This is a genomic window from Vibrio hippocampi (assembly GCF_921292975.1).
GTDB lineage: Bacteria > Pseudomonadota > Gammaproteobacteria > Enterobacterales > Vibrionaceae > Vibrio > Vibrio hippocampi.
In genome coordinates this window covers 1,407,240-1,430,144 of sequence record NZ_CAKLCM010000003.1, presented here as the reverse complement: position 1 = coordinate 1,430,144, position 22,905 = coordinate 1,407,240, and the positions used below count along the sequence as shown (strand labels likewise).

The following is a 22,905-nucleotide window of genomic DNA, read 5'->3' as shown; positions in this document are numbered from 1 at the left end:
TTATGTCTTATCGTTTTCGACTGTTTATCACTTCAAGCTTGATCGTCAGTGCTGTGCTGGCGGTGGTGCTTTTGTTCGGCTGGAATCGAATGCTGAAGTATGAAGTGGCAGGTCTCGATACCCAGCTTTGTTACGAAGCGAAGCGACTCATTACCCTGAATAAACACCAAGCGACTAATGACGGGTTTATTACCGATTTGGGTCGAAAGTTGGGGCTTAAAGGTCCTCAACAATTTTTGATGTTACTGGAAGGCCGAGACGGGAAAATCAAAACACAGTTAAACAACTGGCCTAAGGGAATGACGTTAAATGATTTTAGCTGGTCAAAGCCAAAGCCCTTCAAGGCACAAGAGAGTAATGGCACATCGGTAGTGAGTGATAGCAAAGAAACGTGCCAGCAAACTCTGTTTCAAGTCGGAAACAGCGATTGGCGCGGCAGTCTTTATGTGCGAAATCACAGTCGAAGTTTTATTGCGGTTGATCTACAAAATACAGAAACAGAGCTCAGAGGCGCGATGCACTCCGCCTTGATTGTGATTGTGCCTCTCGCTTTGGTGTTGTGTGCCATCAGTGCTTGGTTGATCGCCATGATTACCGTGAAACCAATCAACCGTCTGACCCGAGCAATGCAAAGCGTCAATCATAATGAACTCTCCCAACGCTTGCCGATTACCGATCAAGATGACAGGGAGTTTCAGGTGTTGATTGAGTCCTACAATCGGATGTTAGAGCGTTTGGAATTGAGTTTTCTACAGTCCTCGCGTTTTTCTGCCGATGCTGCTCATGAACTAAAAACGCCGTTGACGATTTTGCGGGGCAAACTTGAGTTGGCGATCAATCAGCAGCAGAATCAGGAGATTGATCTGCCAAGCCTGCTGGATGAAGTGGGTCGACTATCCTCAATTATTCGCAAACTGCTGTTGTTATCGCAAGCGGATGCGGGAACCTTATCGCTCCATCTCACCACGATCAATTTGAGCGATGGGTTAAATGAGTTGCTGGACGATTTAACGCTCTCCTTTGATGACGAAATCTTTGTTCGCAACATCGATCAAGACATTGAATTGTGCTGTGACGAGCTATTATTAACACAGTTGCTCAACAATATTTTGAGTAACGCGGTCCGTTATAGAGTCCCTGATACTTCTATTCAAATCGAAGCGGAAAGCGTTGGACAAGAGATAACGGTGTGCGTGATCAATCAATGCCCAACCTTGTCTGAAAAAGTTAGGGCGCAACTGTTTGAGCGCTTTTATCGCGGTGAACATGCTCAAAACCAAAAAATTGATGGTAGTGGGCTTGGCTTGAGTCTATCCAGAGAAATTGCTCGAGCGCACAGCGGAGAGTTGAGCTTGCTAGAGAGTCAACCCGATGAGTTTAAAATATTGCTGCGATTACCTATCGCCGCTGGTGACTAACTAAAACGGTGTCAGTGCTTGTTGTACCTGTAAAGAAAAGACCATTTGGGTATAGAAGCACGATTATTAATGTCACCCCAGCCTATCAAGGCACACTCGCTTGATGGGTTTTATTGATTCAATAAATAGGAGAGAACATGGTTATTCGTCGCTTCACATTTGCGTTAATTCTCTTAGTGTCTCCGATGATTTCACAGGCGGCAGACAGTGAGATGATTCGAGATATCAGTCAGATGCAGGTCAGTGAAAAAGCCCTGAATGATGCCGTTGCGTCCCGAACCTTATCTTGGTTGACGGGAAGTTCATCCAATAATGACTATATGTCCGTGGGACGCATGGCCAATTACTTCGGTTTTGTCGGACTGCGCGTTGCCAGTGGGCACAGTTTATCTCGTAGTCAGGTTGCTAAGCATACCCTTGCGGTGCTTGATAGTGATCAGAGAGAGATATTGATTGAGTTGGTTACAGAACAAAAAGCGCCATTTAATAAAGCGGTTGCCAGTCGCTCTGCGATGAACCGAGCGCTAGAAGGGCTACTGGTAGGAGAAACGATCTCCGAAGCGGCGTTTATCCGTTTGGGTGAGACCTACGGAGCCGATGAGGCGTTACTGGGGCAAGTGATTGCTCAGCGCTTAGGCGAGATTATTCAAACGCTGGATAACGATCAAAAACAGCAATTGAATCAGATCCGCGATGCTTATCTTAACGGTAAAGGTCAGGATTTATCTCTGTCTAGCAGCAAAATTAAAATGAGCAAAGCGGATAAGAAAGAGTTGGTGAATTTGGCGGCTCGCTTGCTAAGTTGGTCAACAGGTGATCAAGAGTTTAATGATTTTGAGGTGGTGGGCAAACCGAGTCAGCACTTTGGTTTTGTGAGTTTGCGTATCGCATCGAATCACGGCATCAAGCGCGGTCAGGTCGCGAAAGAAGTGAGAAGCCTGCTCACGGAACAGCAGAACGCGTTGTTGCAGCAATCAGCCCAAAATAATATCGCAGAATTTAACGACTTTCTTGAGCAGCGCGGACAGTTGATGCGCACGCTTGAGGCGGCACAGCAAGGAAAAACCATCTCCACAGATAAGGTGGTAGAGTATGGTCAAGCAACCGGTGGCATTGAAGCCAGCATGACATGGGATCAGGCACAGGCAATGCTTAAAGTGAGGGCGCTACTCACAGACTCTCAATCACAAACGCTACTCACGATACGCAATAAATACACTGCTGGCGGTAACGACACCTTACCAGAGAACAGTATTGAGCGTGGTCGCCAACTTTACTCACAATGTACGCTTTGTCACTCGGAAAACTCGTCGATTGCCCCTAACATGAACCAAATTGTCGGGCGTAAAGTCGCCTCAGACGACCGTTATCAAAACTATTCAAAAGCCATGTTGGAGTTTGCTGCAAAAAATCCAGTTTGGAGTGAATCATTGATCGAACAGTTTTTAGCGTCGCCGAAAGATCTGATCCCCGGGACTTATATGGGCTACACCGGTCTAAAAAACAAACAGGATAGACAAGCCATTGTTGAGTATTTGAGTACTTTAGATTAGCGCAATGGCGATTGATTACTGATTGTTAGGGGCGACCCGATTTTTGTCTGAATAATGGCCTGAGCTATATACATGAGCTATGTACCGAGGTTGGGGATCGGAGTTTTGTTTCCTTCGATGCTAACCGCTTCCGTTAGTCGATGAGGTTAAGCGTTTTTCTTAAGCCAATGCGATAGTGTCCTTTAGGAAAATTATCAAAGCGACTAAATTCAACAAACCCTAGGCTCTGGTAAAACGTTGGCGCTTGCCAGCTTTGCGTCCAGAGCCACAATCCCGCGAGTTTTTCTTTACGCGCATATTGTTCCGCATGCTGCATCAGTTTCTTGCCCATTCCCTTGCCACGGCACGCGTCATCGACCCAAAGTTCATCGATGTATAACCAGTCCCAAAGCAAATGAGAAGTCAATGCGGCAATCAATTTGCCTTGGCTGTCTTGCAGCATCCAATTGAGTTGTTGCTTCTCATAGCTGGGCGCTTGCTGAAACTGGCTATGATGGTCGAAACCAGCACTCAGTTGCTGCTGCAATTGGCTATCTAGTTCACCGGAAGAAAATTCAATTATGGGCATGGTAGAAACCTTAAAATGGTAGAAAATCTAAATGAACGATCGAGGCTTTAAATTGTGAGCATTTAAATTTAGTGAGATTTTAAATATAGTGATTAGAGTCAATAGCTCGCCAAGTAAGCCTAAATAAAATAGCAAGCCATGAATATAGAGCTTGATTTTATTCTCCGAGATTATTGTGAGAACTTGCAATATATTGCAAGTTCTGTGAGCAATTAGCCAACAAAAAGGACGTTATGATGTGGCTTTACCCGATTGAACTAGAAGCAAAAACGGTCAAATTAGTGACACTAGAAAAGGGGCATGCATCCGCACTGGTTGCCGCGGCCAGTGATGGTCAGTTATGGGATCTCTGGTATACCTCAGTGCCTAGTGGAAGGACCATTGAATCGTATATTCAACAGGCTTTGGATAGCCAACAGCAAGGGACAGCGTTGCCTTTTGTGGTTATCGATAAATTGACTGATACGGTGATTGGAACGACCCGCTTTTGCAATGCAGATAGTGCGAATCAGCGAGTGGAAATTGGGTATACTTGGTATGCTCAATCTTATCAACGCTCAAGTGTTAATACGGAATGTAAGCAGTTACTTCTTCGTCATGCCTTTGAAAATCTTGGTGCTATTGCTGTTGCGTTTTGTACACATTGGCATAATGAGAAGTCTCGAACGGCGATCGCTCGACTGGGCGCTAAACAAGATGGTGTGCTTCGTCAGCACCAAAAAATGGCGAATGGTGGCTACCGTGACACCGTAGTGTTCTCCATCATTAATAGTGAGTGGCCTACCGTGAATCAGCATCTTAGCGAAAAACTGAAACGTTAGTTTTTATTGCCAAAAGGCGATGTTCGAAGCACTGCTATGCAAGCAAAATAACGCTCTCCAAACAAAACAACGCAAGCAAAACTACCGCGACGAAAACTCTGTAATTGACGGGGTAGAATGATTGTTCTACCCTGCAGGGTAGAACATTCATTCTACCTGATGAGTCTCTTATGCTTAAACACAACACACTGAAACAAGCCATTGCTGCTGATCTCGAACAAGCGTTTAGTCAGATGGGGTTTGCGAATCCGAGTGTGGCGCAACTCAAAGATGCCTGTAATGTCAGTCTACGCACTCTGTATAAACACTACCCGTCAAAAGAGGCGATGGTTATTGCTGCCCTTGAGCATCGTCATGTGCGCTATCTTGAGTTTTTATCGCAAGACAGTGGCTCGCAAGATATTCACCAACAAGGCGTCGAGGCGTTACAAGCCACTTTTTCGAAACTAGCACATTGGATGTCGACCAATGCCCCTCATGGATGCATGTCAACGAGCGCAGTGGCTGCGTTTCCCGATCATAATGAAATTAATCAAGTTGTAATGAAGCATAAGCTTGAAGTCCGTGACCGACTCGGCCAACTGAGCCAACGAGCCGATTTAGCCACTCAATTTTTTTTACTTCATGAGGGAATCGCCGCCGCGTGGCCTGTATTAGGTCAAACCGCTGTGGTTGAAGCGAATCATGCCTTAACGATATTTATGGAGTCATAAAATGATGTTTACCGTTCCTGAAAACATGAAAGGGGTTCAACTGGTCGGCCATGGAGGTCCAGAACAACTGGTGTATCGCGATGACCTTAAAGTGCCTGTCCCTTTAAAAGGAGAGGTGTTGATTAAAGTCGCCGCGGCAGGGGTGAATAACACCGATATCAATACTCGCACTGCTTGGTATTCAAAATCAGACAATGGCAGTGACGATGCATCTTGGTCTGGAAATGCTTTGGTCTTCCCTCGAATTCAAGGCGCGGATGTCTGTGGTTATATCGTTGCGGTGGGTGAAGGTGTCGATTCAAACCGTATCGGAGAAAGAGTGATTATTGAGCCATGTCTGCAAGAGGGTAATGGTGAAGCGCTTGCTCAGGCTTGGTATTTTGGTTCCGAATGCGATGGTGGCTTTGCGGAATATACCAAAGTGGCTGCCAAGCATGCCTACAGAATTGAAACGGCGTTGTCTGATGTTGAACTCGCCTCATTTCCTTGCTCTTATTCAACGGCAGAAAACATGCTCACTCGTGCTGATGTTCAACGTGGCGAGACGGTTTTAGTGACCGGCGCTTCAGGCGGTGTTGGTTCGGCTGCGGTTCAGTTGGCAAAGGCGCGTGGCGCTACGGTGATCGCTGTAACCAGTGAAAGCAAACGTGAGTTATTGATGCAGTTAGGAGCAGATCAGGTCATCAATCGCGGTGACAATCTTATCGAGGCTTTAGGTCACAACCATGTCGATGTGGTGGTTGATCTGGTGGCGGGCAATCAGTGGCCTGAGCTATTGGATGTGATGAAGCCGTTTGGTCGTTATGCGGTTGCTGGGGCTATTGGCGGCGCAATGGTGAACCTTGATGTGAGAAGCCTGTATCTAAAGGACCTATCACTATTGGGTTGTACCGTGCTACTTCCTCAAGTGTTTGCCAATTTGGTCACGCGTATCGAACAGGGGAAAATTAAGCCATTGGTTGCTCAGAGCTTTGCTTTAAAAGATATTGCACTGGCACAACACGCTTTTGGAGACAAACAGCACGTAGGTAAACTGGTGCTGAGGGTTGATGCAGAGTAAGGCTTAATCTCGGTCACTTTTTAGGATGCTCGAATATGCTAGCATCTGCTCAGTTATTACTATTGATGGAATCGGAAATATGGCGTCAGATTATTACGGAACCAGTGCAGCTTACGCTCGTAAAGAATCGGATTATCGTGAAAAAGCACTAAAACTTTATCCTTGGGTGTGTGGCAATTGTGCTAGAGAGTTTGTCTATTCTAATTTGCGTGAATTGACCGTGCATCATAAAGATCACGACCATACCAATAACCCTGAAGATGGAAGCAACTGGGAATTGTTATGTCTTTACTGTCACGACCACGAACACAGTAAATACCTTGAGCATGAGCGCTATGGCAGTGAAGTGAAGCCGGGGGAAGACAACCACCAAGGGGCAACCTACAACCCGTTTGCTGATCTCGCTAACATGATAAAGAAATAGCAATATATTCAAATAGCAATATATTCAAGTACCCTTATATTCAAATACCCAGCACTCAATACCCACCAACCCAACACCCAAGTCTATGACTTGGGTGTGTTTTATTGTGCAACCCCTCAGTTTCCCATCTTGATGTTTGTGTTGTGGGCTAACTTTTGAGCAACCAAAATCTGGTCTAGGTCACTTTCTGCTTGTCTAGATGAGATGTTCACCGTTTAGTCATAAAACTATCCAAAATAGTTAAAACTTCTCCGTTCTAATAACCATTAATTTATATATTGTTGGATTGGAGAACAGACATGGCCATGATCGCGCCTGAGCTGATTATTGATAATGACGCAACGGAAGCTTGCAATGCTAACCCAGGTCGTAAAGTACTTGCGGTAGACAAGCTGACCAAGTCATATCAAGAAGGGAAAGTCGTCCTTAACGGGATCAGTCTAGAGCTACGTGCCGGGGAATTTGTTGCCGTGATTGGTCGCTCTGGTGCAGGTAAATCCACGTTATTGCACACGTTAAACGGGACTATACCAGCCACCAGCGGCAAGATCCTTAACGTCCACCGTGACAACACCACCGATGATGTGTTGACGATGACACGTAAAGAACTACGCGCTTGGCGTACTCACTGTGGCATGATCTTCCAGGACTTCTGCTTAGTGCCGCGTTTGGATGTCATTTCGAATGTGCTGTTAGGTCGTTTGAGTCATACCTCAACCATCAAATCACTGTTTAAAGTCTTTAGTAAGCAAGACAAAGCTAAAGCGATCTCGTTGCTTAAATGGCTCAACATGCTGCCATATGCGCTGCAACGTGCCGAAAATCTTTCTGGCGGTCAGCAACAGCGTGTTGCTATCTGTCGTGCCTTGATGCAGAACCCAAAAATTCTGCTTGCCGACGAACCGGTTGCCTCACTTGATCCCAAGAACACCACCAGAATTATGGAAGCGCTGCAGAAAGTCAGCGATGACGGAATCGCTGTGATGGTGAATCTCCATTCAATTGAACTGGTGCAGCAATATTGCACCCGAGTCATTGGCCTAGAAAAAGGCAAGGTTATCTACGATGGACACCCATCAGGACTGACCGAAACCATTTTACACCAGCTATATGGTGATGAAATTGATCAGCTTGACTGATCGCCTTTGTAAACTTTTTAGCAAAATCACAATGATGTGAACAGAATAAATACGATTAGGAACTAACATGAAAAAGCTACTTACTACAGGTCTGGCACTCGCGGCAGCTATCTCATTTAATACTCAAGCGGCGGCTCCGGAAGAAATTAACCTAGGTATTCTTGGCGGTCAAAACGCGGCAGACCAAATTGGTGATAACCAATGTGTGGCAGACTTTTTAAATGCTGAGCTGGGTGTGAAAACGAATATCCGTAACTCAAGCGACTACAACGCGGTCATTCAAGGTCTACTGGGTAAGAAAATTGACCTTGTGATCAATATGTCGCCAAAGTCTTATGCTGAGATATACCTGAACGATCCAAACGCTGTAGACCTCGTTGGTATTACTACTGACAACACCGATAACTCTCGTGGTTATCACTCGGTTATTTTGGTCAAAGCAGACAGCCCTTATCACTCGATTGAAGATTTGAAAGGACAGGCATTTTCGTTTGCTGATCCAAACTCAACCTCTGGCTACCTGATTCCAAACAACCAGTTGGAGCAATCGCTAGGTGGCAATATGGATAACAAATACAATGACTTCTTTGAGTCGGTCACGTTTTCTGGCGGTCATGAGCAAGACATTGTTGGCGTGTTGAATGGTCAGTTTGATGCCGCAGTAACATGGGCGTCTTTGGTCGGTGAAGAGAGTGAAGGCTATTCTGCTGGCGCACTTCGTCGCTATATGGAGCACGACGCTGATTTGATGAACAAGATCCGCATCATCTGGAAGTCGCCACTGATTGCCAATGGTCCGACTATCGTCAGCAACTCTCTTGACCCAGAGTTTAAAGATAAACTGGTTGCGGCAGTGAAAAAACTAGATAAAGAAGATAACGCATGTTTCGCAAAAGCGGCGGGCGGTCAACTGCACCTTGCTGAAACAAGTGTTGCGGAATATCAGTCAATTATCGACCTGGTAAAAGCCACTAAGTTTGCTCAACGCTAACTTGAGTTTGATGGCGGTCCGAGCTTTCGGACTGCCATTTGCCATTTCATTGTATGTCTTCTGACATGACCTCACGAGCGAGTTCTCGTTTCTACACTCAATACATATTCACTGGTTCTTATCATGCAGTTTGAACAATATTACGGACAGATACGACGTAAGCAGAAAGTCGATGCCTTTATGTGGTCTTCGTTATTTATGGCGCTTTATCTGTTGTCTGGCCATTATGCCGAATTTAGTGTTAGCAAAATCATCACTAATGCCCCTGCTTTCTTTGATTACATTTATGACACTTTGCCTAACCTGTCATGGGATACACTGTTCGCCGGTCGTGATGAGGCAGGAAGAGCGGTACCAGGCTCTTTGGTGTATTGGGGTTACAGACTTCATATTCAGGTGCCGTTGCTATGGGAAACCATCAATGTGGCGATGGCAGCGACGCTCGTGTCTGCGTGTATCGCGATTGTATTGGCTTTTTTGGCGGCAAATAATGGCTATGCGCCTGCGCCAGTCAGAGTGGCGGTTCGCTCCTTTGTGGCGTTTTTACGCACCATGCCAGAGTTAGCTTGGGCGGTGATGTTTGTTATGGCTTATGGCGTGGGAACCTTTCCCGGTTTTGTGGCGCTGGCTTTGCATACGGTGGGCAGCTTGACCAAGCTATTTTACGAGTCGATTGAAACCATTTCCGATAAGCCGATCAGAGGCTTAACGTCAAGTGGTGCAACGCCGGTGCAGCGTATTCGTTTTGCATTCTGGCCTCAGGTAAAACCGATTGTGCTCTCCTACGTCTTTTTGCGTTTTGAGATTAACTTCCGTTCATCGACCATTCTTGGTTTAGTGGGCGCGGGCGGTATCGGACAAGAATTGATGACCAATATTAGCCTCGGTCGCCATGACCAAGTGAGTATTACTCTGATGCTGATTATTTTGGTGGTCGCGATTATTGATGTGCTCTCTGGGATGTTGAGAAAGAAAGTCATTAGTGGAGATGTTAGGTAATGACAGCAGGTACTTTGGCTCAGATTGAGCAAGATAATAAAGAAATTTTCGCGCAGCAGAATCGTTATCTGGGGCGTGTTGGATTAGCTGCTGTGGTTGTGGTGGCTTACTACTTGATCTTCTTTGCTCACTTTGGAGTGAGCGCAGAACAGTTCGCCATGGGCAACGAGAAGATCGGCAGTTATTTTCTGCATATGTTTATCTGGAAAGATTTCTGGAACTGGCCATTTGGCTATTACTTCTCGCAAATCGGCATTACGTTGGCGATTGTGTTTGGCGGCACACTCACCGCATCGGTTGTGGCACTGCCTCTCTCTTTCTTAGCTGCGCGCAACGTGATGACGGGTCCATTCCGTTTTGTTGCTACCTTGATGCGCCGCTTGTTTGATGTGCTGCGCGGCATTGATATGGCGATATGGGGCATGATGTTTGTACGAGCAGTCGGCTTGGGTCCACTTGCCGGTGTGATGGCAGTATTTGTGCAAGATCTGGGTCTGTTTGGTAAGTTATTTGCCGAAAGCCATGAGGCGGCAGATAAAAAGCCAACGCGAGGGTTAACCGCACTGGGTGCGACTAATTTACAAAAATATCGTTTTGGTATTTTTACCCAGTCGTTTCCCACATTCTTAGCGCTCAGCCTTTATCAGTTGGAATCTAATACGCGCTCAGCGGCGGTACTGGGTTTCGTGGGCGCGGGAGGTATCGGCTTAGTTTACGCAGAGAATATGCGCCTCTGGAACTGGGACGTCGTGACCTTTATTACACTGGTTCTGGTGGCGATCATTATGGTGCTGGATAAGGTGTCGAGTATATTGCGTCACAAGTACATCATTGGTGAGCAAATCAAAGTCTATGAACAGACTAAGCCGCAGTTGAAGGCACAGCCTTAGCGATCGGTTTATTAGCTATTGGTTATTAATGATTGGCTCAGTAGAGGTCAGCAGTTGAATAGCCAGCAGCGGAATCATTAGCCGCTTCATCCGGCTTGCGTTACGCCAAAAGGGGATGATCGCGCCAGCAGTCATGTCGAAAATAATTTCGAAAACACAGCCCATGCAATCTTATGTTTGCATGGGCTTTTTGTTGTGCGGGTTATTTGCCGTTTTTCGTCCACACTCGACAGCAAAATTGATTATCAACAGTTTGTGAATATCGACGCTATACATGTCTATACAAGCTTGGCGTGCAATTAACTTTAATCTCATAAAATCAATCACTTAACTTATCTATATAAGTCATCCCCTATCCGTTTTCATGACAAATATGCAAGAAAAACGACATGTTAGCGTCATAAATCTTGGTCAAAGTAACCTACATAAACCAAGCAGTTAATAACCGTTAGTTAATTGTTGTTATTGCTGCTTTATTTATCACCGCTTATCACTGGTAAAGATGTCTATTGGCATAAGGAAAGTGTCCAAACTTGTCTAGACAGGTTCGGGATAAGCAAAACGGAGAGTTGAATCATGCCAGTCTACTTAGATATCGCCCAAGTGCTAGAAAATGAAGTCAAGCAGCAGTATCAGCCTGGCGATTATCTACCCTCAGAAGGTCAATTGGCCAAGCGTTTTGAGGTCAATCGACACACGCTACGCAGAGCGATTGATGAGCTGGTGACCAGCGGTATGGTTCAGCGTCAGCAAGGCAAAGGCAACATGGTTGTGCGTCAACCTAGCGAGTATCGCATTCATTCCGGCGCTCACTTCACTAAAAACTTGCTAGAGCAAGGAGCGAGACCAAGAAGTGAGGTGATCTCGAATCGCATTATCGCCGCGCCGACAAAAATAGCGCGTCATTTGGGTGTCACGGAAGGGGCAAAGATCATTCATATCCGCACCCTAAGACGCACCGAAGATATTCCACGTACTGTGATTGACCATTATTTGTCGCAGATCGAATGGTGGAGCATTTTGAAGAATTATCAAAACGGCTCACTGCACGAGTTTATCAAGCGAGGTTTGGATATTGAGTTGATTCGTAAAGAGACCCGTGTGGGCGCGAAGATGCCAACCAATGAAGAGTGCAAACTATTGCAGATAGATAACACGACACCGATTTTAAAAGTGAACACCAAAAACCTAATCAAAGGAACCTCTGTTGTGGCCGAATTGTCAAGCTCCAACAGCCGTTCCGATGCAACTGAAATCTTAATGGAGCATTAATTTAATGACGACTGTGACCGAGCGATCAACTTGGATGTCTGTACTGGCACAAAGTCAATTCGGCGACTTGGAACGCCTTTGGCTGCAACAGCAGATCGAGGCTGACTATCAAATTATTCGTCAACCAGAAATGGGGTTGGCGCAGGTTCGTGCCCGTATGGGAGGCACTGGGCGCAGCTTCAATATGGGTGACACCACATTAACCCGAGCCGTGGTAAAGCTGAGTTCGGGCGAGATGGGATATAGCTACTTGCAAGGGCGCAACAAAGCGCACGCTGAGTTAGCCGCTGTGATCGATGGGTTGCTACAGACCCAACGTTTTCACGAGTCGCTTACCAGCACGCTGATTGAGCCTCTCGCCGCCATCAAGCAAGAGCGAGACCAACAACGTGCGAAAGAGGTTGCGAGCAGCAAAGTGGACTTCTTTACCATGGTTCGCGGCGAAGACTAATAACTAATTTAGGGATAGAATAATGACCACCATCACTACCGCATTTTCTGATGCGGTTCATGACAGCCAACATTGCTTTAGACAGCTGTTAAAAGCCATGTCTGAGCCAGGACAGAAAGTGTCGCTGGATCGCTGTGAAGGCTTTGGAACGATGCACAGCGCAACCTCGCAACTACTTCTGACTATGGCCGACAATGCCACACCGATTTGGCTATCACCAAGCTTGTTAACGCAAGATGCCGTTGTCGACAATCTGCGATTCTATTGTGGCTCTCCGCTGACGACATCGTGCGAGCAATCTGCTTTTGCCGTTATCTCTGCGGTAGATATCGCCACGTTTGATTGGCAATCTGCCGTGTTTAACCTCGGCACGGAAGAGTATCCCGATCAATCGACCACTGTCGTTGTCGAAATCGAAGATCAAATGATGGGGCAGACCGTCTCTTTGAGTGGTCCGGGTATCGAGCGCAGTCACTCCCTTGAGTTAGGCGGCGCTCCGGCTGAGTTTATTCAGTTTTTACAACAGCGTCAGGAGCGATTCCCGTTCCCACTTGGCATTGATTTGATTCTGGTTAGCCAGCGCCAAGTGGTTGCTATTCCACGCACAACAAAAGTGAAGGTGATGCCATGTATGTAGCGGTTAAAGGGGGTGAGAAAGCGATCAGCTGTGCTCATCAACTGCAAGCAAAGAAACGCAGAGGTGATACCTCATTGGCAGAGCTTTCGGTCGCACAAATTGAGCAGCAATTGGCGGGCAGTGTTGACCGTGTCATGACCGAGGGCGGTATCTATGACAGAGAATTAGCCGCGCTTGCTGTTAAACAGGCGAGTGGTGATCTGGTTGAGGCGATCTTCTTGTTACGAGCTTATCGTACCACCTTGTCGCGTTTGGCTGTGTCTGAACCCGTTAATACCAGCGAAATGCGTATCGAGCGTCGTATTTCCGCCACCTATAAAGATCTTCCCGGCGGTCAGGTGTTGGGTCCCACTTACGATTATACCCATCGTCTATTGGATTTTGCTTTGTTGGCTGAGGGCGAAACACCTCAAGTGCCAAAGGCGGATGAAGCGATGGAACCTTGCCCGCAAGTGATGGGGATCTTGGAGCATCTCGATTTGATGCAACAGGAACAAGATAACCAACAAGTACCAGAAGACATCACCTTGAATCCAGTGAACTACCCCTGTGACCGCAGTGCCCGACTGCAAAACTTGGTGCGTGGTGATGAAGGATTCTTATTGGCGTTAGGTTATTCGACTCAGCGTGGTTATGGTCGTAATCACCCCTTTGCCGGTGAAATTCGCACGGGTCATTGCACCTTGTCGTTGATACCGGAGGAGTTGGGTTTTGCCATTGATATCGGTGAAATTGAGTTGACCGAGTGTCAGATGGTGAATGGCTTTGTTGGCAGCAAAACGGAGAAAGCAAAATTGACGCGAGGTTACGGCTTAACGTTTGGCGCCACTGAGCGTAAAGCGATGTCGATGGCCTTGGTGGATCGCTCTCTACAAGCTCCCGAGTATGACGAAGCCGTCGATGGACCGGCGCAAGATGAAGAATTTGTACTTTCTCATTCGGACAATGTTGAAGCTGCGGGCTTTGTTTCTCACCTAAAACTTCCTCATTACGTGGATTTTCAATCAGAACTTGAGTTGCTTCGCAAGATGCATAAAGAGCATGAAGAATTGATGCAGGAGCAAAAATCATGAGTGCCAATCAAATACCAACATCCCATGCCCAAGGGGTAAGTGGCTACAACTATGGCTATCTGGACGAGCAGACTAAACGAATGATTCGTCGCGCGTTACTCAAAGCCGTGGCTATTCCGGGTTATCAGGTGCCGTTTGGCGGTCGCGAGATGCCAATGCCATACGGCTGGGGCACGGGTGGCGTGCAAGTGACCGCGGCGATCATCGGCGAGACGGACACGTTGAAAGTGATCGACCAAGGGGCGGACGATACCACCAATGCGGTTTCAATCCGTGAGTTCTTTAAGTCGGTGGCGAACGCCAACACGACAGAGAAAACGGTGGATGCGTCCATCATTCAGACGCGCCACCGTATTCCAGAAGTGGCGCTGAAAAAAGATCAGATCCTAGTTTATCAGGTGCCGATCCCTGAACCGCTGCGTTTTATCGAGCCTCGTGAAACCGAAACGCGCAAGATGCATGCGTTGGAAGAGTACGGAATCATGCATGTGAAATTGTATGAAGATATCGCTCGTTTTGGTCATATCGCCACTTCATACGGTTATCCGGTGCGCGTCAACGATCGCTACATTATGGATCCGTCACCGATTCCAAAGTTTGATAATCCAAAGATGGACAATATGGCTGCTCTGCAACTATTTGGCGCGGGGCGAGAGAAGCGCATTTACGCCATTCCACCGTTTACTCAAGTGAAGAGTTTGGACTTTGATGACCACCCATTTGAGGTACAGAAATGGGATCAAGCATGCGCGATTTGCGGTGCGGAAGATACCTTCCTAGATGAAGTGGTTATGGATGATAAGGGAAGTCATATGTTTGTTTGCTCAGATACCGATTACTGTGGCGAACGCCAACAAGAGCAAGGGCTCTTGGCTGAGGAGTGCCAATAATGAGTGTGTTACAGCAAGTCGTAGAGAATAACGACACACAGATTGAACAGCCGTTACTTTCAGTGCGCGAACTGACCAAGTTATATGCGCCGGGTAAAGGGTTTAGCAATGTGTCTTTCGACATTTACCCCGGTGAGGTGCTAGGCATCGTCGGTGAATCTGGTTCGGGAAAAAGTACCTTACTGAAATCACTGTCGGGTCGCCAAGCGCCGGACAGTGGCAGCGTGATCTATGTGAAAGGCACAGACAGCGATCAACTGGCGCAACTGGAAAGCCTTTACGACATGGCCGAAAGCCAGCGTCGCCAATTGCTGCGTACCGAATGGGGCGTAGTGCATCAACATCCCATGGATGGTTTGCGCAGCCGTGTGTCTGCGGGCGGCAATATTGGTGAACGCTTGATGGCGGTAGGACAGCGTCATTATGGTGATATTCGCCAGCAAGCGAGCCAATGGTTGACCGATGTTGAGATCCCACTTGACCGTATTGACGATATGCCGACGACCTTTTCCGGCGGTATGCAGCAGCGTCTGCAAATTGCGCGTAACTTGGTCACCCATCCAAAGTTGATCTTTATGGATGAGCCAACCGGAGGACTTGATGTGTCGGTACAGGCTAAGTTGCTAGACCTGCTACGCCGCTTGGTCACGGAATTGAATCTCGCGGTGATTATCGTGACTCATGACTTAGCGGTGGCGCGTCTGCTTGCGCACCGTCTTATGGTGATGCGTCGTAGTGAAGTGGTGGAGACAGGATTAACCGATCAGGTATTAGATGATCCTCAGCATCCTTACACTCAGCTTCTTGTTTCGTCAGTACTGCAAAACTAGGGAACCCTCACAATGTCAATGGAAACAAAAATTAACGTAACCAATGTCAGCAAGACATTTGTGTTGCACAACCAGAGTGGTGCCAAGATCAACGTATTGGAAAACGCATCATTTTCGGTCGCTAGCGGTGAGTGTGTGGTATTAAATGGACGCTCTGGCTCCGGAAAATCGACCTTGCTACGAGCGCTATACGCCAATTACTTGGTGGATGCGGGTGATATTGAAGTCGTGCATCAAGGTCATTGGGTCAATCTTGCTACCGCGCAGCCAAGAGACATTATCAATGTGCGTAAACACACCATCGGTTGGGTCAGTCAGTTTTTGCGCGTTATTCCTCGTATCAGTGCCCGTGAAGTGGTGATGCAGCCCATGATCGAGATGGGCGGTTGCTGCGAAGCCGCCAAGGCGAAAGCTGAGGATTTATTAACTCGTTTAAATGTGCCTGCCCACCTTTGGGATCTCGCTCCGGCGACCTTCTCTGGTGGTGAGCAACAAAGGGTTAATATTGCTCGCGGCTTTATTGTCGATTATCCCATCTTGTTGCTTGATGAGCCGACAGCCTCTTTAGATGCCACCAATAGTGCGGTAGTGGTTGGGCTGATTGCCGAAGCCAAGTCACGTGGGGCTGCGATTGTCGGTATTTTCCATGATGAGGAAACGCGTAATCAGGTCGCAGACCGTCTTTATGATGTGAAGAAGTCAACGCCAGCATGCACCAGTCAGGAGAGTGCAGCATGATTATCACCAATGTGAATCTCGTTTTAGAAAACGAAGTGGTCAAAGGATCGCTAGAGCTACGTGACGGCAAAATTGCCAGTATGTCAGACACACCGAGTCAAGTATCGGGCGCCTACGATGGCGAAAATGGTCTGTTGATGCCCGGCTTTATTGAGCTGCATACCGATAATCTGGAACACTACTTTACGCCACGCCCGAAAGTGGATTGGCCACCATTCTCAGCCATGAGTGCTCATGATACTCAACTGGTCGGCTCGGGTATCACAACGGTACTGGACGCCGTGGCTCTGGGGGATTTTAGCGACGAGAAACGCAAGACCGATCTGGATCTATTTATCAATACGGTGGTGGAGAGTCAAAGACGTAACCTGACCCGTATCGACCACCGACTGCATTTGCGCTGCGAAGTGCCTCATGCCAGCACACTAGAACTGTTTGAGCGCTTTGTTGATTACCCTCAAGTGCAGCTTGTCTCGCTCATGGATCATGCGCCGGGTCAGCGCCAGTTTGTCGATGTGGAGAAATACCGAATCTATTATCAAGGGAAACATAACCTCTCTGATAGCGAAATGGCAGCGTATGAAAGCAAACAGGTTGCCTTGTCGCAAACCTATTCTGAGAAACACAGAAACGAGATTTGTCGCCAGTGTCACCAACGTGGCATTTCTACCGCCAGTCACGATGACGCCACTATTGAGCATGTGTTGGAATCCAAACAGTTGGGCATGACGATTGCTGAATTTCCGACCACGGTAGAAGCGGCGAAGAAATCCCATGAACTCGGCTTAAAGGTGTTGATGGGAGCGCCCAATGTTGTGCGGGGTGGTTCACACTCAGGCAATGTGGCAGCCCATGAACTGGCTTCATTGGGAGTACTGGATATTCTGTCTTCTGATTATTACCCGATTAGCTTGTTAGAAGGGGTGTATAAATTGGCGGAAGATGAACGAAACAGTCTAACCTTGCCACAAGCCGTGCATTTGGTGACGAAGAACCCGGCGGAAGTCTTAAAATTGAACGACCGTGGTCTGATTAGCGAAGGCAAGCGAGCCGACTTAGTGCTGGCGAGAATGGTTGATGGTCATCCGCTGGTTGATCGTGTTTGGCGTCAGGGTAAAAAGGTGTTCTAAACAATGGCGAATATGGCTGGAAAACTCTATTACGTGATAGGTCCGTCTGGTTCGGGTAAGGACACGTTGATTGACGCGGTGAGGGTTCAATACCCTGATGATCTCATTGTTGCTCATCGCTATATCACGCGGTCCGCAGATTCTGGTGGTGAAAACCATGTCGCTTTAACCGTTGAGGAGTTTGGCTCACGCAGAGACAAAGGGCTGTTTGCGCTTTATTGGCAAGCTCATGGTCTTGAATATGGCATTGGTCAAGAAGTCATGGAGTGGCTTGCCAAGGGTTTTTCAGTCGTGGTTAACGGTTCCCGAGCCGAGCTTTCACAAGCAAGGCGTTGCTTTGGTGCTCAATTGATTCCGGTTGTGATTCAGGTTGAGCAAGGGGTTTTACGCCAGAGGTTAGTTGATCGGGCGAGAGAGACGGAGCAAGACATTGAGCGTCGCTTAGCCCGCGCCGCGCAATACACCCTGCCTCAGACTCAGGAACTTTGTGTGATCGACAACAGTGGCAATATTGAACACAGCGTTCAGCAATTTTCGCTGTTGCGAGCAGAATTTGAGTCAGGAGAAACCGCATGAAATCAACAGACTTAAAATTGACTATGTTAGGGACAGGCAATAGTGCCATGATGCCGGTTTATGGTTGTGATTGCAGTGCCTGCCAACAGGCACAAAACCAGCCCCAATTTCGTCGCGAAAAGTCGTCAGCCTACATTGAGCACAATGGTCGCATTCTGCTGTTAGATGCCAATGCTCCGGATCTGATGCAGCGTTTTCCCGCTGGTAGCATTGATAGGATTTTGTTGACTCATTATCACATGGATCATGTCAGCGCCTTATTTGATTTGCGTTGGGGCAAAGCGCCGACATTGCCGGTTATTTCACCCGAGGATGAGCAGGGCTGTGATGATCTCTACAAATACCCCGGTATGTTGGATTTTTCTCAGCGAATTCGACCGTTTGAGTCTTTTGTGTGGCAGCAAGTGACCATTACCGCGCTGCCCTTAAATCACTCGCGCCCTTGCCTTGGTTACGCATTTGAGTGGCAGGGAGGTTGTATTGCTTATCTGACCGATACCAACGGGCTACCTGAGGAAACGGCGTCGTGGCTGAAAGAGCGAAAGGTCGATTGGATAGTGACCGATTGCAACTACCCACCTATTGAATGTGAGCAGACGCGGTTGAGTAAAAACCATAACGACATCATTCAAACCAAAGCGATTTTTGAGCAATGCCAGCCAAGCAATATAGGGCTGATGCATGTCAGTCATGATGTGATAATTTGGGCCAATCAGAATCCAGAACAGTTTACGCCAAATTTTCAAATTTTATCCGATGGACAGGAGATAACTCTATGACGGAGCCAACAACAGCCGCACTCAGCCCTGAACCTAGCGTGGCTGCCAGCAGTCAATTACATGGTGAGGCGTTGGGGCGCTGGACGGAAATCGGTGATCGCTGCATTCTAAACAATGTGGTCGTAGGGGATTACAGTTACATTCAAAATGACTGTAATCTGATGTATACCGAGATTGGCAAGTTCACGTCCATTGCGGCGCAAGTTAGGGTCAATCCGAGTAATCATCCTTGGTGGCGACCCACCTTACACCATTTTACTTATCGCCCTGGAAAGTTTGGTTTAGGCAGCCACTCGACCTCAAGTAACCCGACGTCAATTGACGATGAAGTGTTTAGTTGGCGCAAGGAAGACAAGGTGAAAATTGGTCATGATGTTTGGATTGGTCATGGTGCCATCGTGTTGCCGGGGGTGACGATTGGCAATGGTTCGATTGTCGGCGCGGGCAGTGTCGTAACGAAAGATGTGCCGCCGTACACCATTGTGGTGGGCAATCCAGCGCGTGTTTTACGACCAAGATTTGACGACCCGAGCTTTGGACCTCGTTTAGAGGCTCTAGCGTGGTGGGACTGGAGTGATGAGCAGATTACTCAAGCTCTGCCGCTGTTTCAAAATGATTGCGAAGAATTTTTAAAACATTTCGAAGCGCAAGTATCAGTATCCGTGGTGTAAGTGATGTTAATTGACGGTATGACTTTCTATCACTGCGTCTGAACAATGGCTATTGCTCACAGAGCCTGGCTATCGGGCTCTGTTTCTCTTTAGATGGTGTTTCTTTAGATGGGACAGGCATATTTTCATTATTTTTAGATAGGACAGGCATATCAAAAGCACTGGCATATCAAAAAGCACTCACAGAGCCCAACTGCCGGCTCTGTTTTATTATGGCGCTAATTATCCATAATAAATGGATTAAATAGTCCTTTATCTCTAGCTGGATTCCCCCTATCATGAGCTCCGTCAACCAAGACTGGTTGTGGGTAACTCCCTCTTTCTGTAATTATTTTTTGGAGATGCAGCTCGTGACTCATCAAATTATCAAAGATCTAAATAGCCGTTACACAGCAAAGAAATACGATGCAGCTAAACGTATTAGCGCAGAGGATATGGAAGTCATCAAAGAATCCATCCGTCTGTCCGCATCTTCAATTAACTCACAGCCGTGGAAGTTTATTGTTCTTGAGTCTGATGAAGCGAAACAGCGTTTCCATGATACTTTTGAAAACATGCACCAGTTCAACCAACCTCATGCGAAAGAAGCGTCACACACGATTTTGTTCGCTCACAACCCTAAGTACAACAAAGATGACTACCGTAAAGTGGTTGACGCTGAAGTTTCTTCAGGTCACTTACCGGCAGACATGTACGACACCATGCTAAATGGCGCGTTTGGGTTTGCTGAACTGAATACGGACGAGACAGGTTTCAACGGTAACTGGACCAAAGCTCAGACTTACATTGCACTTGGCAACACACTGCATGTTCTTGCGCGTCTTGGCATTGCGTCTACCCCAATGGAAGGCGTTGACCCTGAATTGATCGGTGACGTGTTTAAAGATGAGCTAGACGGCTATGTATGTGATTTTGCTCTAGCATTGGGTTATCACAAAGATGGCGAAGATTACAACTACGGCAAGCCAAAAGCACGTCTTGCTGTGGAAGATGTGATTACCACGCTTTAAGCAACAGGTTTGAATTTGAGAGGAGTCCCAAGGGGGCTCCTTTTTTGTCTTGTAAATCATCATCTTAGATAGGGCGGGCATATCAAAAGCAGGCATGTCAATATTATTATCTGTGTCTCAAATCAAGACAGGCATATTATTATTTGGGACAGTCATAACAAAAAGTAGCAACGCCGAACTTACCTTTCTTAGGCGTTAAGGCATGGTGTTTATGAGCAAGGTTGAAACGCTAACCTTCAAAAACGAGGGAAATTGAGGTAAATGCTAAAATGGTAGCCACGCGAAAGCGCAGCTTTCGTTGCTGATGCCAGTTAGATGATTTATCAATGACGTTACATTATCCAAACGAGTAGCCATACATCCGCTGCCGTTGCATCTTCGCTATTGCTGATGGAAAGCAGGCTTTGCTGCCGACTAAAATCGCCCGCTGTCTTTCTAGTTGAGTACACACCTTGAGCCACTCTTGCTGAGTCAGGTTTAGCCTTTCCAGAAGTGGCGGTAATTCGGCATTAATACTCGCTCTTCCTTGCCTAAATTCTCGTCCAGTCCAGTCGACCAGTTCAAGATAATCCATGAGTCTGAAAGGGATCCCAGCGAACGTTTCATGGGTTGAGTTTCCGATAAACGGGTGAAGGCAAGGTGCGGTGGGTTGCCTCCGATTCAAAGCCTTGAGGCGGTCTTGAACAGAAGTGTAGTCTGATGTTTCTGGCTTTTTAGCCGTGCCTGCTCGAACAGGATTTAAGTCGGTATAAGCCATGGCGGCAAGCAGCGCTTTTTCATCTAATAGCGCCTGACTTTTGTAGCGACTTTCCCAGAAGTGTCCAGTGCAGTCCTCCTCTCGGTTTGCCTTCATCGCAATGTCGAAGTTCAGCTCGCGCATGAACCAGCTAAGGCTGTATAAGCGCTCTCGCCACTGCTCCACGATTTCATTGGCTGCGTTTAACTCGGCAACACTTTTTATCTGATTTGAAAGCAAACGCTGTATTAGCACGGGTTTTGTATGAAGCTGACTCCACCGCTCTATCACATCAAAATCCGACAATGCTTCTGCCTGTTGTTGATTGATATGTACCACCACATGATAGTGATTACTCATCACTGCATAGGCACAGATGTCGATACAAAAAACTTGGCTTAGTTGTTTGATTCTGGACTGTATCCAGCCTCGCCGATGCTCATAACTTGTTTGTGATTGTTCATCATAACCGCACAGAAATGTACGGCGAACACAGCGGGAGACGCAATGATAGTAGGGTGTTACCTCTAAACACACTTGCTGACTTCTGGCTTGGGTCATGATGGGCTCCGGCGGTGGAATTTTCATCAATATAGCTCGCTACTTGATAGAAAACTGAATCACAACAGAATTTTACGAGTGACTTTGCGAAGTTTTATGAAACGACTGATTCATTTTCATAATAGTGCCTGTCCCTGCAACTTCCGCGCCTGCAACTTCCGCTGCAACTCTCCAACTCGCTCGTTATCTATAATGACAAACCAAACTGGGTAAATAACGTCTCTTTGACTTCGGATTCGGGTACTTGTTTTTCTTTCTGAATACCTGACTTTTCTGTGATCACAAGTCGGTTTCCAGAAAGTGTAACGCGCTTAGAACCGTTGTAGACAGTCGAGAGTAGAGCCTGTGTAAAGGGTGAATCCGGCGAAGTTTCAATGAATGTACTCACTTTTTTAAAGTCTGTTAGCGATTTAGAGGCAAGCCTGAAAGCATAGCGAAATTTCCAACCATCATTGTCCTCGAAACAAAGTACAAAATCGTCATCGGCATACTTTGATATCTTGTAGTTTGTTCCTTCACCGACAGTTACCGCACTGGATAAGATGGACATAGGCTGACCGAAATATTTGCCATTACCCACATCGACTAAGTACTCCACTTCATCCATTGTTACAATCAAAGCCATGTGGTCAAAATGTCCCTTAAACTGTGCTTTGGGAAACATTTCCGCTTCGATAATTCTTACGTCAAACCCGATTTCAGAGAGTGCCCAAAAAAATAAGCTGTTGTTTTCAAAACAAACACCGCCACGCTTACGCTCCACTATTTTTTCGTAAACTGCACTGGTTGAGAAATCGAGTGCTACCTTATTGATAATATCGATATTCTCAAAGGGCACAGAGCCAATAAAGGTTTCTTGAAGTTGAGATAGGCATTCATATGAAATTGAAACCTTTCCTTTGTAACCAATTCGTTCCAAAAATCTTTTAATGTTCATTCGATTCCTATTTTCTGGTTATCTAGTGGTCGATTAAC

The 22,905-nt window shown here is 46.9% G+C and carries 25 protein-coding genes; 22 read left to right on the top strand and 3 right to left on the bottom strand.

Annotated features, from left to right (window positions below; all coding sequences use genetic code 11):
* Positions 1-2 precede the first annotated feature (2 nt).
* Positions 3-1,418 carry an ATP-binding protein gene (locus tag L9Q39_RS19450; RefSeq protein ID WP_237486820.1) on the top strand — a complete coding sequence of 472 codons (1,416 nt, stop codon included), beginning with the start codon at positions 3-5 and terminating at the stop codon, positions 1,416-1,418.
* Positions 1,419-1,555: 137 nt separating this feature from the next.
* Positions 1,556-2,971, top strand: coding sequence for a c-type cytochrome (locus tag L9Q39_RS19445; RefSeq protein WP_237486819.1), 1,416 nt, complete (start codon positions 1,556-1,558; stop codon positions 2,969-2,971).
* Positions 2,972-3,104: 133 nt separating this feature from the next.
* Here the strand turns inward: L9Q39_RS19445 and L9Q39_RS19440 are convergent, their stop codons facing one another.
* Entirely contained in the window at positions 3,105-3,539 is a 435-nt protein-coding gene (locus L9Q39_RS19440; RefSeq protein WP_237486817.1) for a GNAT family N-acetyltransferase, read from the bottom strand.
* A gap of 233 nt (positions 3,540-3,772) precedes the next feature.
* Here L9Q39_RS19440 and L9Q39_RS19435 point away from each other — a divergent pair, with 233 nt between their 5' ends.
* The 20 genes from L9Q39_RS19435 to L9Q39_RS19340 all read left to right on the top strand — a co-directional run bounded on the left by L9Q39_RS19435 (position 3,773) and on the right by L9Q39_RS19340 (position 20,633).
* Positions 3,773-4,360, top strand: coding sequence for a GNAT family N-acetyltransferase (locus tag L9Q39_RS19435; RefSeq protein WP_354004661.1), 588 nt, complete (start codon positions 3,773-3,775; stop codon positions 4,358-4,360).
* A gap of 170 nt (positions 4,361-4,530) precedes the next feature.
* Positions 4,531-5,073: a TetR/AcrR family transcriptional regulator gene (locus L9Q39_RS19430; RefSeq protein ID WP_237486815.1), complete on the top strand. Its 543-nt coding sequence runs from the start codon at positions 4,531-4,533 to the stop codon at positions 5,071-5,073.
* A gap of 1 nt (position 5,074) precedes the next feature.
* Positions 5,075-6,133, top strand: a complete 1,059-nt coding sequence (locus L9Q39_RS19425; RefSeq protein WP_237486814.1) for an alcohol dehydrogenase family protein — start codon at positions 5,075-5,077, stop codon at positions 6,131-6,133.
* Between the two features lie 79 nt (positions 6,134-6,212).
* Complete coding sequence (locus L9Q39_RS19420) at positions 6,213-6,557, top strand: YajD family HNH nuclease (RefSeq protein WP_237486812.1); 345 nt, start codon at positions 6,213-6,215, stop codon at positions 6,555-6,557.
* 299 nt (positions 6,558-6,856) lie between these two features.
* Positions 6,857-7,696, top strand: a complete 840-nt coding sequence (gene phnC / locus L9Q39_RS19415) for a phosphonate ABC transporter ATP-binding protein (RefSeq protein WP_237486810.1) — start codon at positions 6,857-6,859, stop codon at positions 7,694-7,696.
* Between the two features lie 67 nt (positions 7,697-7,763).
* The gene (gene phnD, locus L9Q39_RS19410) at positions 7,764-8,687 is read left to right on the top strand and encodes a phosphonate ABC transporter substrate-binding protein (protein WP_237486808.1); all 924 of its coding nucleotides are present in this window, start codon (positions 7,764-7,766) and stop codon (positions 8,685-8,687) included.
* Positions 8,688-8,810: 123 nt separating this feature from the next.
* On the top strand, positions 8,811-9,686 hold the full coding sequence (gene phnE, locus L9Q39_RS19405; RefSeq protein WP_237486806.1) for a phosphonate ABC transporter, permease protein PhnE: 876 nt from the start codon (positions 8,811-8,813) through the stop codon (positions 9,684-9,686).
* Complete coding sequence (gene phnE, locus L9Q39_RS19400) at positions 9,686-10,576, top strand: phosphonate ABC transporter, permease protein PhnE (RefSeq protein ID WP_237486804.1); 891 nt, start codon at positions 9,686-9,688, stop codon at positions 10,574-10,576. The genes phnE (L9Q39_RS19405) and phnE (L9Q39_RS19400) overlap by 1 nt, the downstream gene beginning before the upstream one ends.
* Before the next feature lie 576 nt (positions 10,577-11,152).
* Positions 11,153-11,848: a phosphonate metabolism transcriptional regulator PhnF gene (gene phnF, locus L9Q39_RS19395; RefSeq protein WP_237486802.1), complete on the top strand. Its 696-nt coding sequence runs from the start codon at positions 11,153-11,155 to the stop codon at positions 11,846-11,848.
* A gap of 4 nt (positions 11,849-11,852) precedes the next feature.
* Positions 11,853-12,299: a phosphonate C-P lyase system protein PhnG gene (gene phnG, locus L9Q39_RS19390; protein ID WP_237486800.1), complete on the top strand. Its 447-nt coding sequence runs from the start codon at positions 11,853-11,855 to the stop codon at positions 12,297-12,299.
* 22 nt (positions 12,300-12,321) lie between these two features.
* Positions 12,322-12,936 carry a phosphonate C-P lyase system protein PhnH gene (phnH, locus tag L9Q39_RS19385; RefSeq protein ID WP_237486799.1) on the top strand — a complete coding sequence of 205 codons (615 nt, stop codon included), beginning with the start codon at positions 12,322-12,324 and terminating at the stop codon, positions 12,934-12,936.
* Positions 12,927-14,009 carry a carbon-phosphorus lyase complex subunit gene (locus L9Q39_RS19380; protein WP_237486796.1) on the top strand — a complete coding sequence of 361 codons (1,083 nt, stop codon included), beginning with the start codon at positions 12,927-12,929 and terminating at the stop codon, positions 14,007-14,009. The genes phnH and L9Q39_RS19380 overlap by 10 nt, the downstream gene beginning before the upstream one ends.
* The gene (locus L9Q39_RS19375; RefSeq protein ID WP_237486794.1) at positions 14,006-14,899 is read left to right on the top strand and encodes an alpha-D-ribose 1-methylphosphonate 5-phosphate C-P-lyase PhnJ; all 894 of its coding nucleotides are present in this window, start codon (positions 14,006-14,008) and stop codon (positions 14,897-14,899) included. Before L9Q39_RS19380 ends, L9Q39_RS19375 begins: the two co-directional genes overlap by 4 nt.
* Positions 14,899-15,729 (top strand): phosphonate C-P lyase system protein PhnK, encoded by an 831-nt coding sequence (gene phnK / locus L9Q39_RS19370; protein WP_237486792.1) that lies wholly within the window; start codon positions 14,899-14,901, stop codon positions 15,727-15,729. Before L9Q39_RS19375 ends, phnK begins: the two co-directional genes overlap by 1 nt.
* Before the next feature lie 18 nt (positions 15,730-15,747).
* Positions 15,748-16,467: a phosphonate C-P lyase system protein PhnL gene (gene phnL / locus L9Q39_RS19365; protein WP_237487088.1), complete on the top strand. Its 720-nt coding sequence runs from the start codon at positions 15,748-15,750 to the stop codon at positions 16,465-16,467.
* Positions 16,464-17,597: an alpha-D-ribose 1-methylphosphonate 5-triphosphate diphosphatase gene (gene phnM / locus L9Q39_RS19360; protein ID WP_237486791.1), complete on the top strand. Its 1,134-nt coding sequence runs from the start codon at positions 16,464-16,466 to the stop codon at positions 17,595-17,597. Before phnL ends, phnM begins: the two co-directional genes overlap by 4 nt.
* Positions 17,598-17,600: 3 nt before the next feature.
* The gene (gene phnN, locus L9Q39_RS19355; RefSeq protein WP_237486789.1) at positions 17,601-18,173 is read left to right on the top strand and encodes a ribose 1,5-bisphosphokinase; all 573 of its coding nucleotides are present in this window, start codon (positions 17,601-17,603) and stop codon (positions 18,171-18,173) included.
* Positions 18,170-18,952: a phosphonate metabolism protein PhnP gene (gene phnP, locus L9Q39_RS19350; RefSeq protein WP_237486787.1), complete on the top strand. Its 783-nt coding sequence runs from the start codon at positions 18,170-18,172 to the stop codon at positions 18,950-18,952. Before phnN ends, phnP begins: the two co-directional genes overlap by 4 nt.
* The gene (locus L9Q39_RS19345; RefSeq protein WP_237486786.1) at positions 18,949-19,623 is read left to right on the top strand and encodes a DapH/DapD/GlmU-related protein; all 675 of its coding nucleotides are present in this window, start codon (positions 18,949-18,951) and stop codon (positions 19,621-19,623) included. Before phnP ends, L9Q39_RS19345 begins: the two co-directional genes overlap by 4 nt.
* A gap of 350 nt (positions 19,624-19,973) precedes the next feature.
* Entirely contained in the window at positions 19,974-20,633 is a 660-nt protein-coding gene (locus L9Q39_RS19340; RefSeq protein WP_237486784.1) for an NAD(P)H-dependent oxidoreductase, read from the top strand.
* A 337-nt stretch (positions 20,634-20,970) separates the two neighbouring features.
* Here L9Q39_RS19340 and L9Q39_RS19335 read toward each other — a convergent pair whose 3' ends face one another.
* Both L9Q39_RS19335 and L9Q39_RS19330 read right to left on the bottom strand, forming a co-directional pair.
* On the bottom strand, positions 20,971-21,930 hold the full coding sequence (locus L9Q39_RS19335) for a transposase (protein WP_237486782.1): 960 nt from the start codon (positions 21,928-21,930) through the stop codon (positions 20,971-20,973).
* Positions 21,931-22,117: 187 nt separating this feature from the next.
* The gene (locus tag L9Q39_RS19330) at positions 22,118-22,867 is read right to left on the bottom strand and encodes an arylamine N-acetyltransferase family protein (protein WP_237486781.1); all 750 of its coding nucleotides are present in this window, start codon (positions 22,865-22,867) and stop codon (positions 22,118-22,120) included.
* Positions 22,868-22,905: the final 38 nt, after the last annotated feature.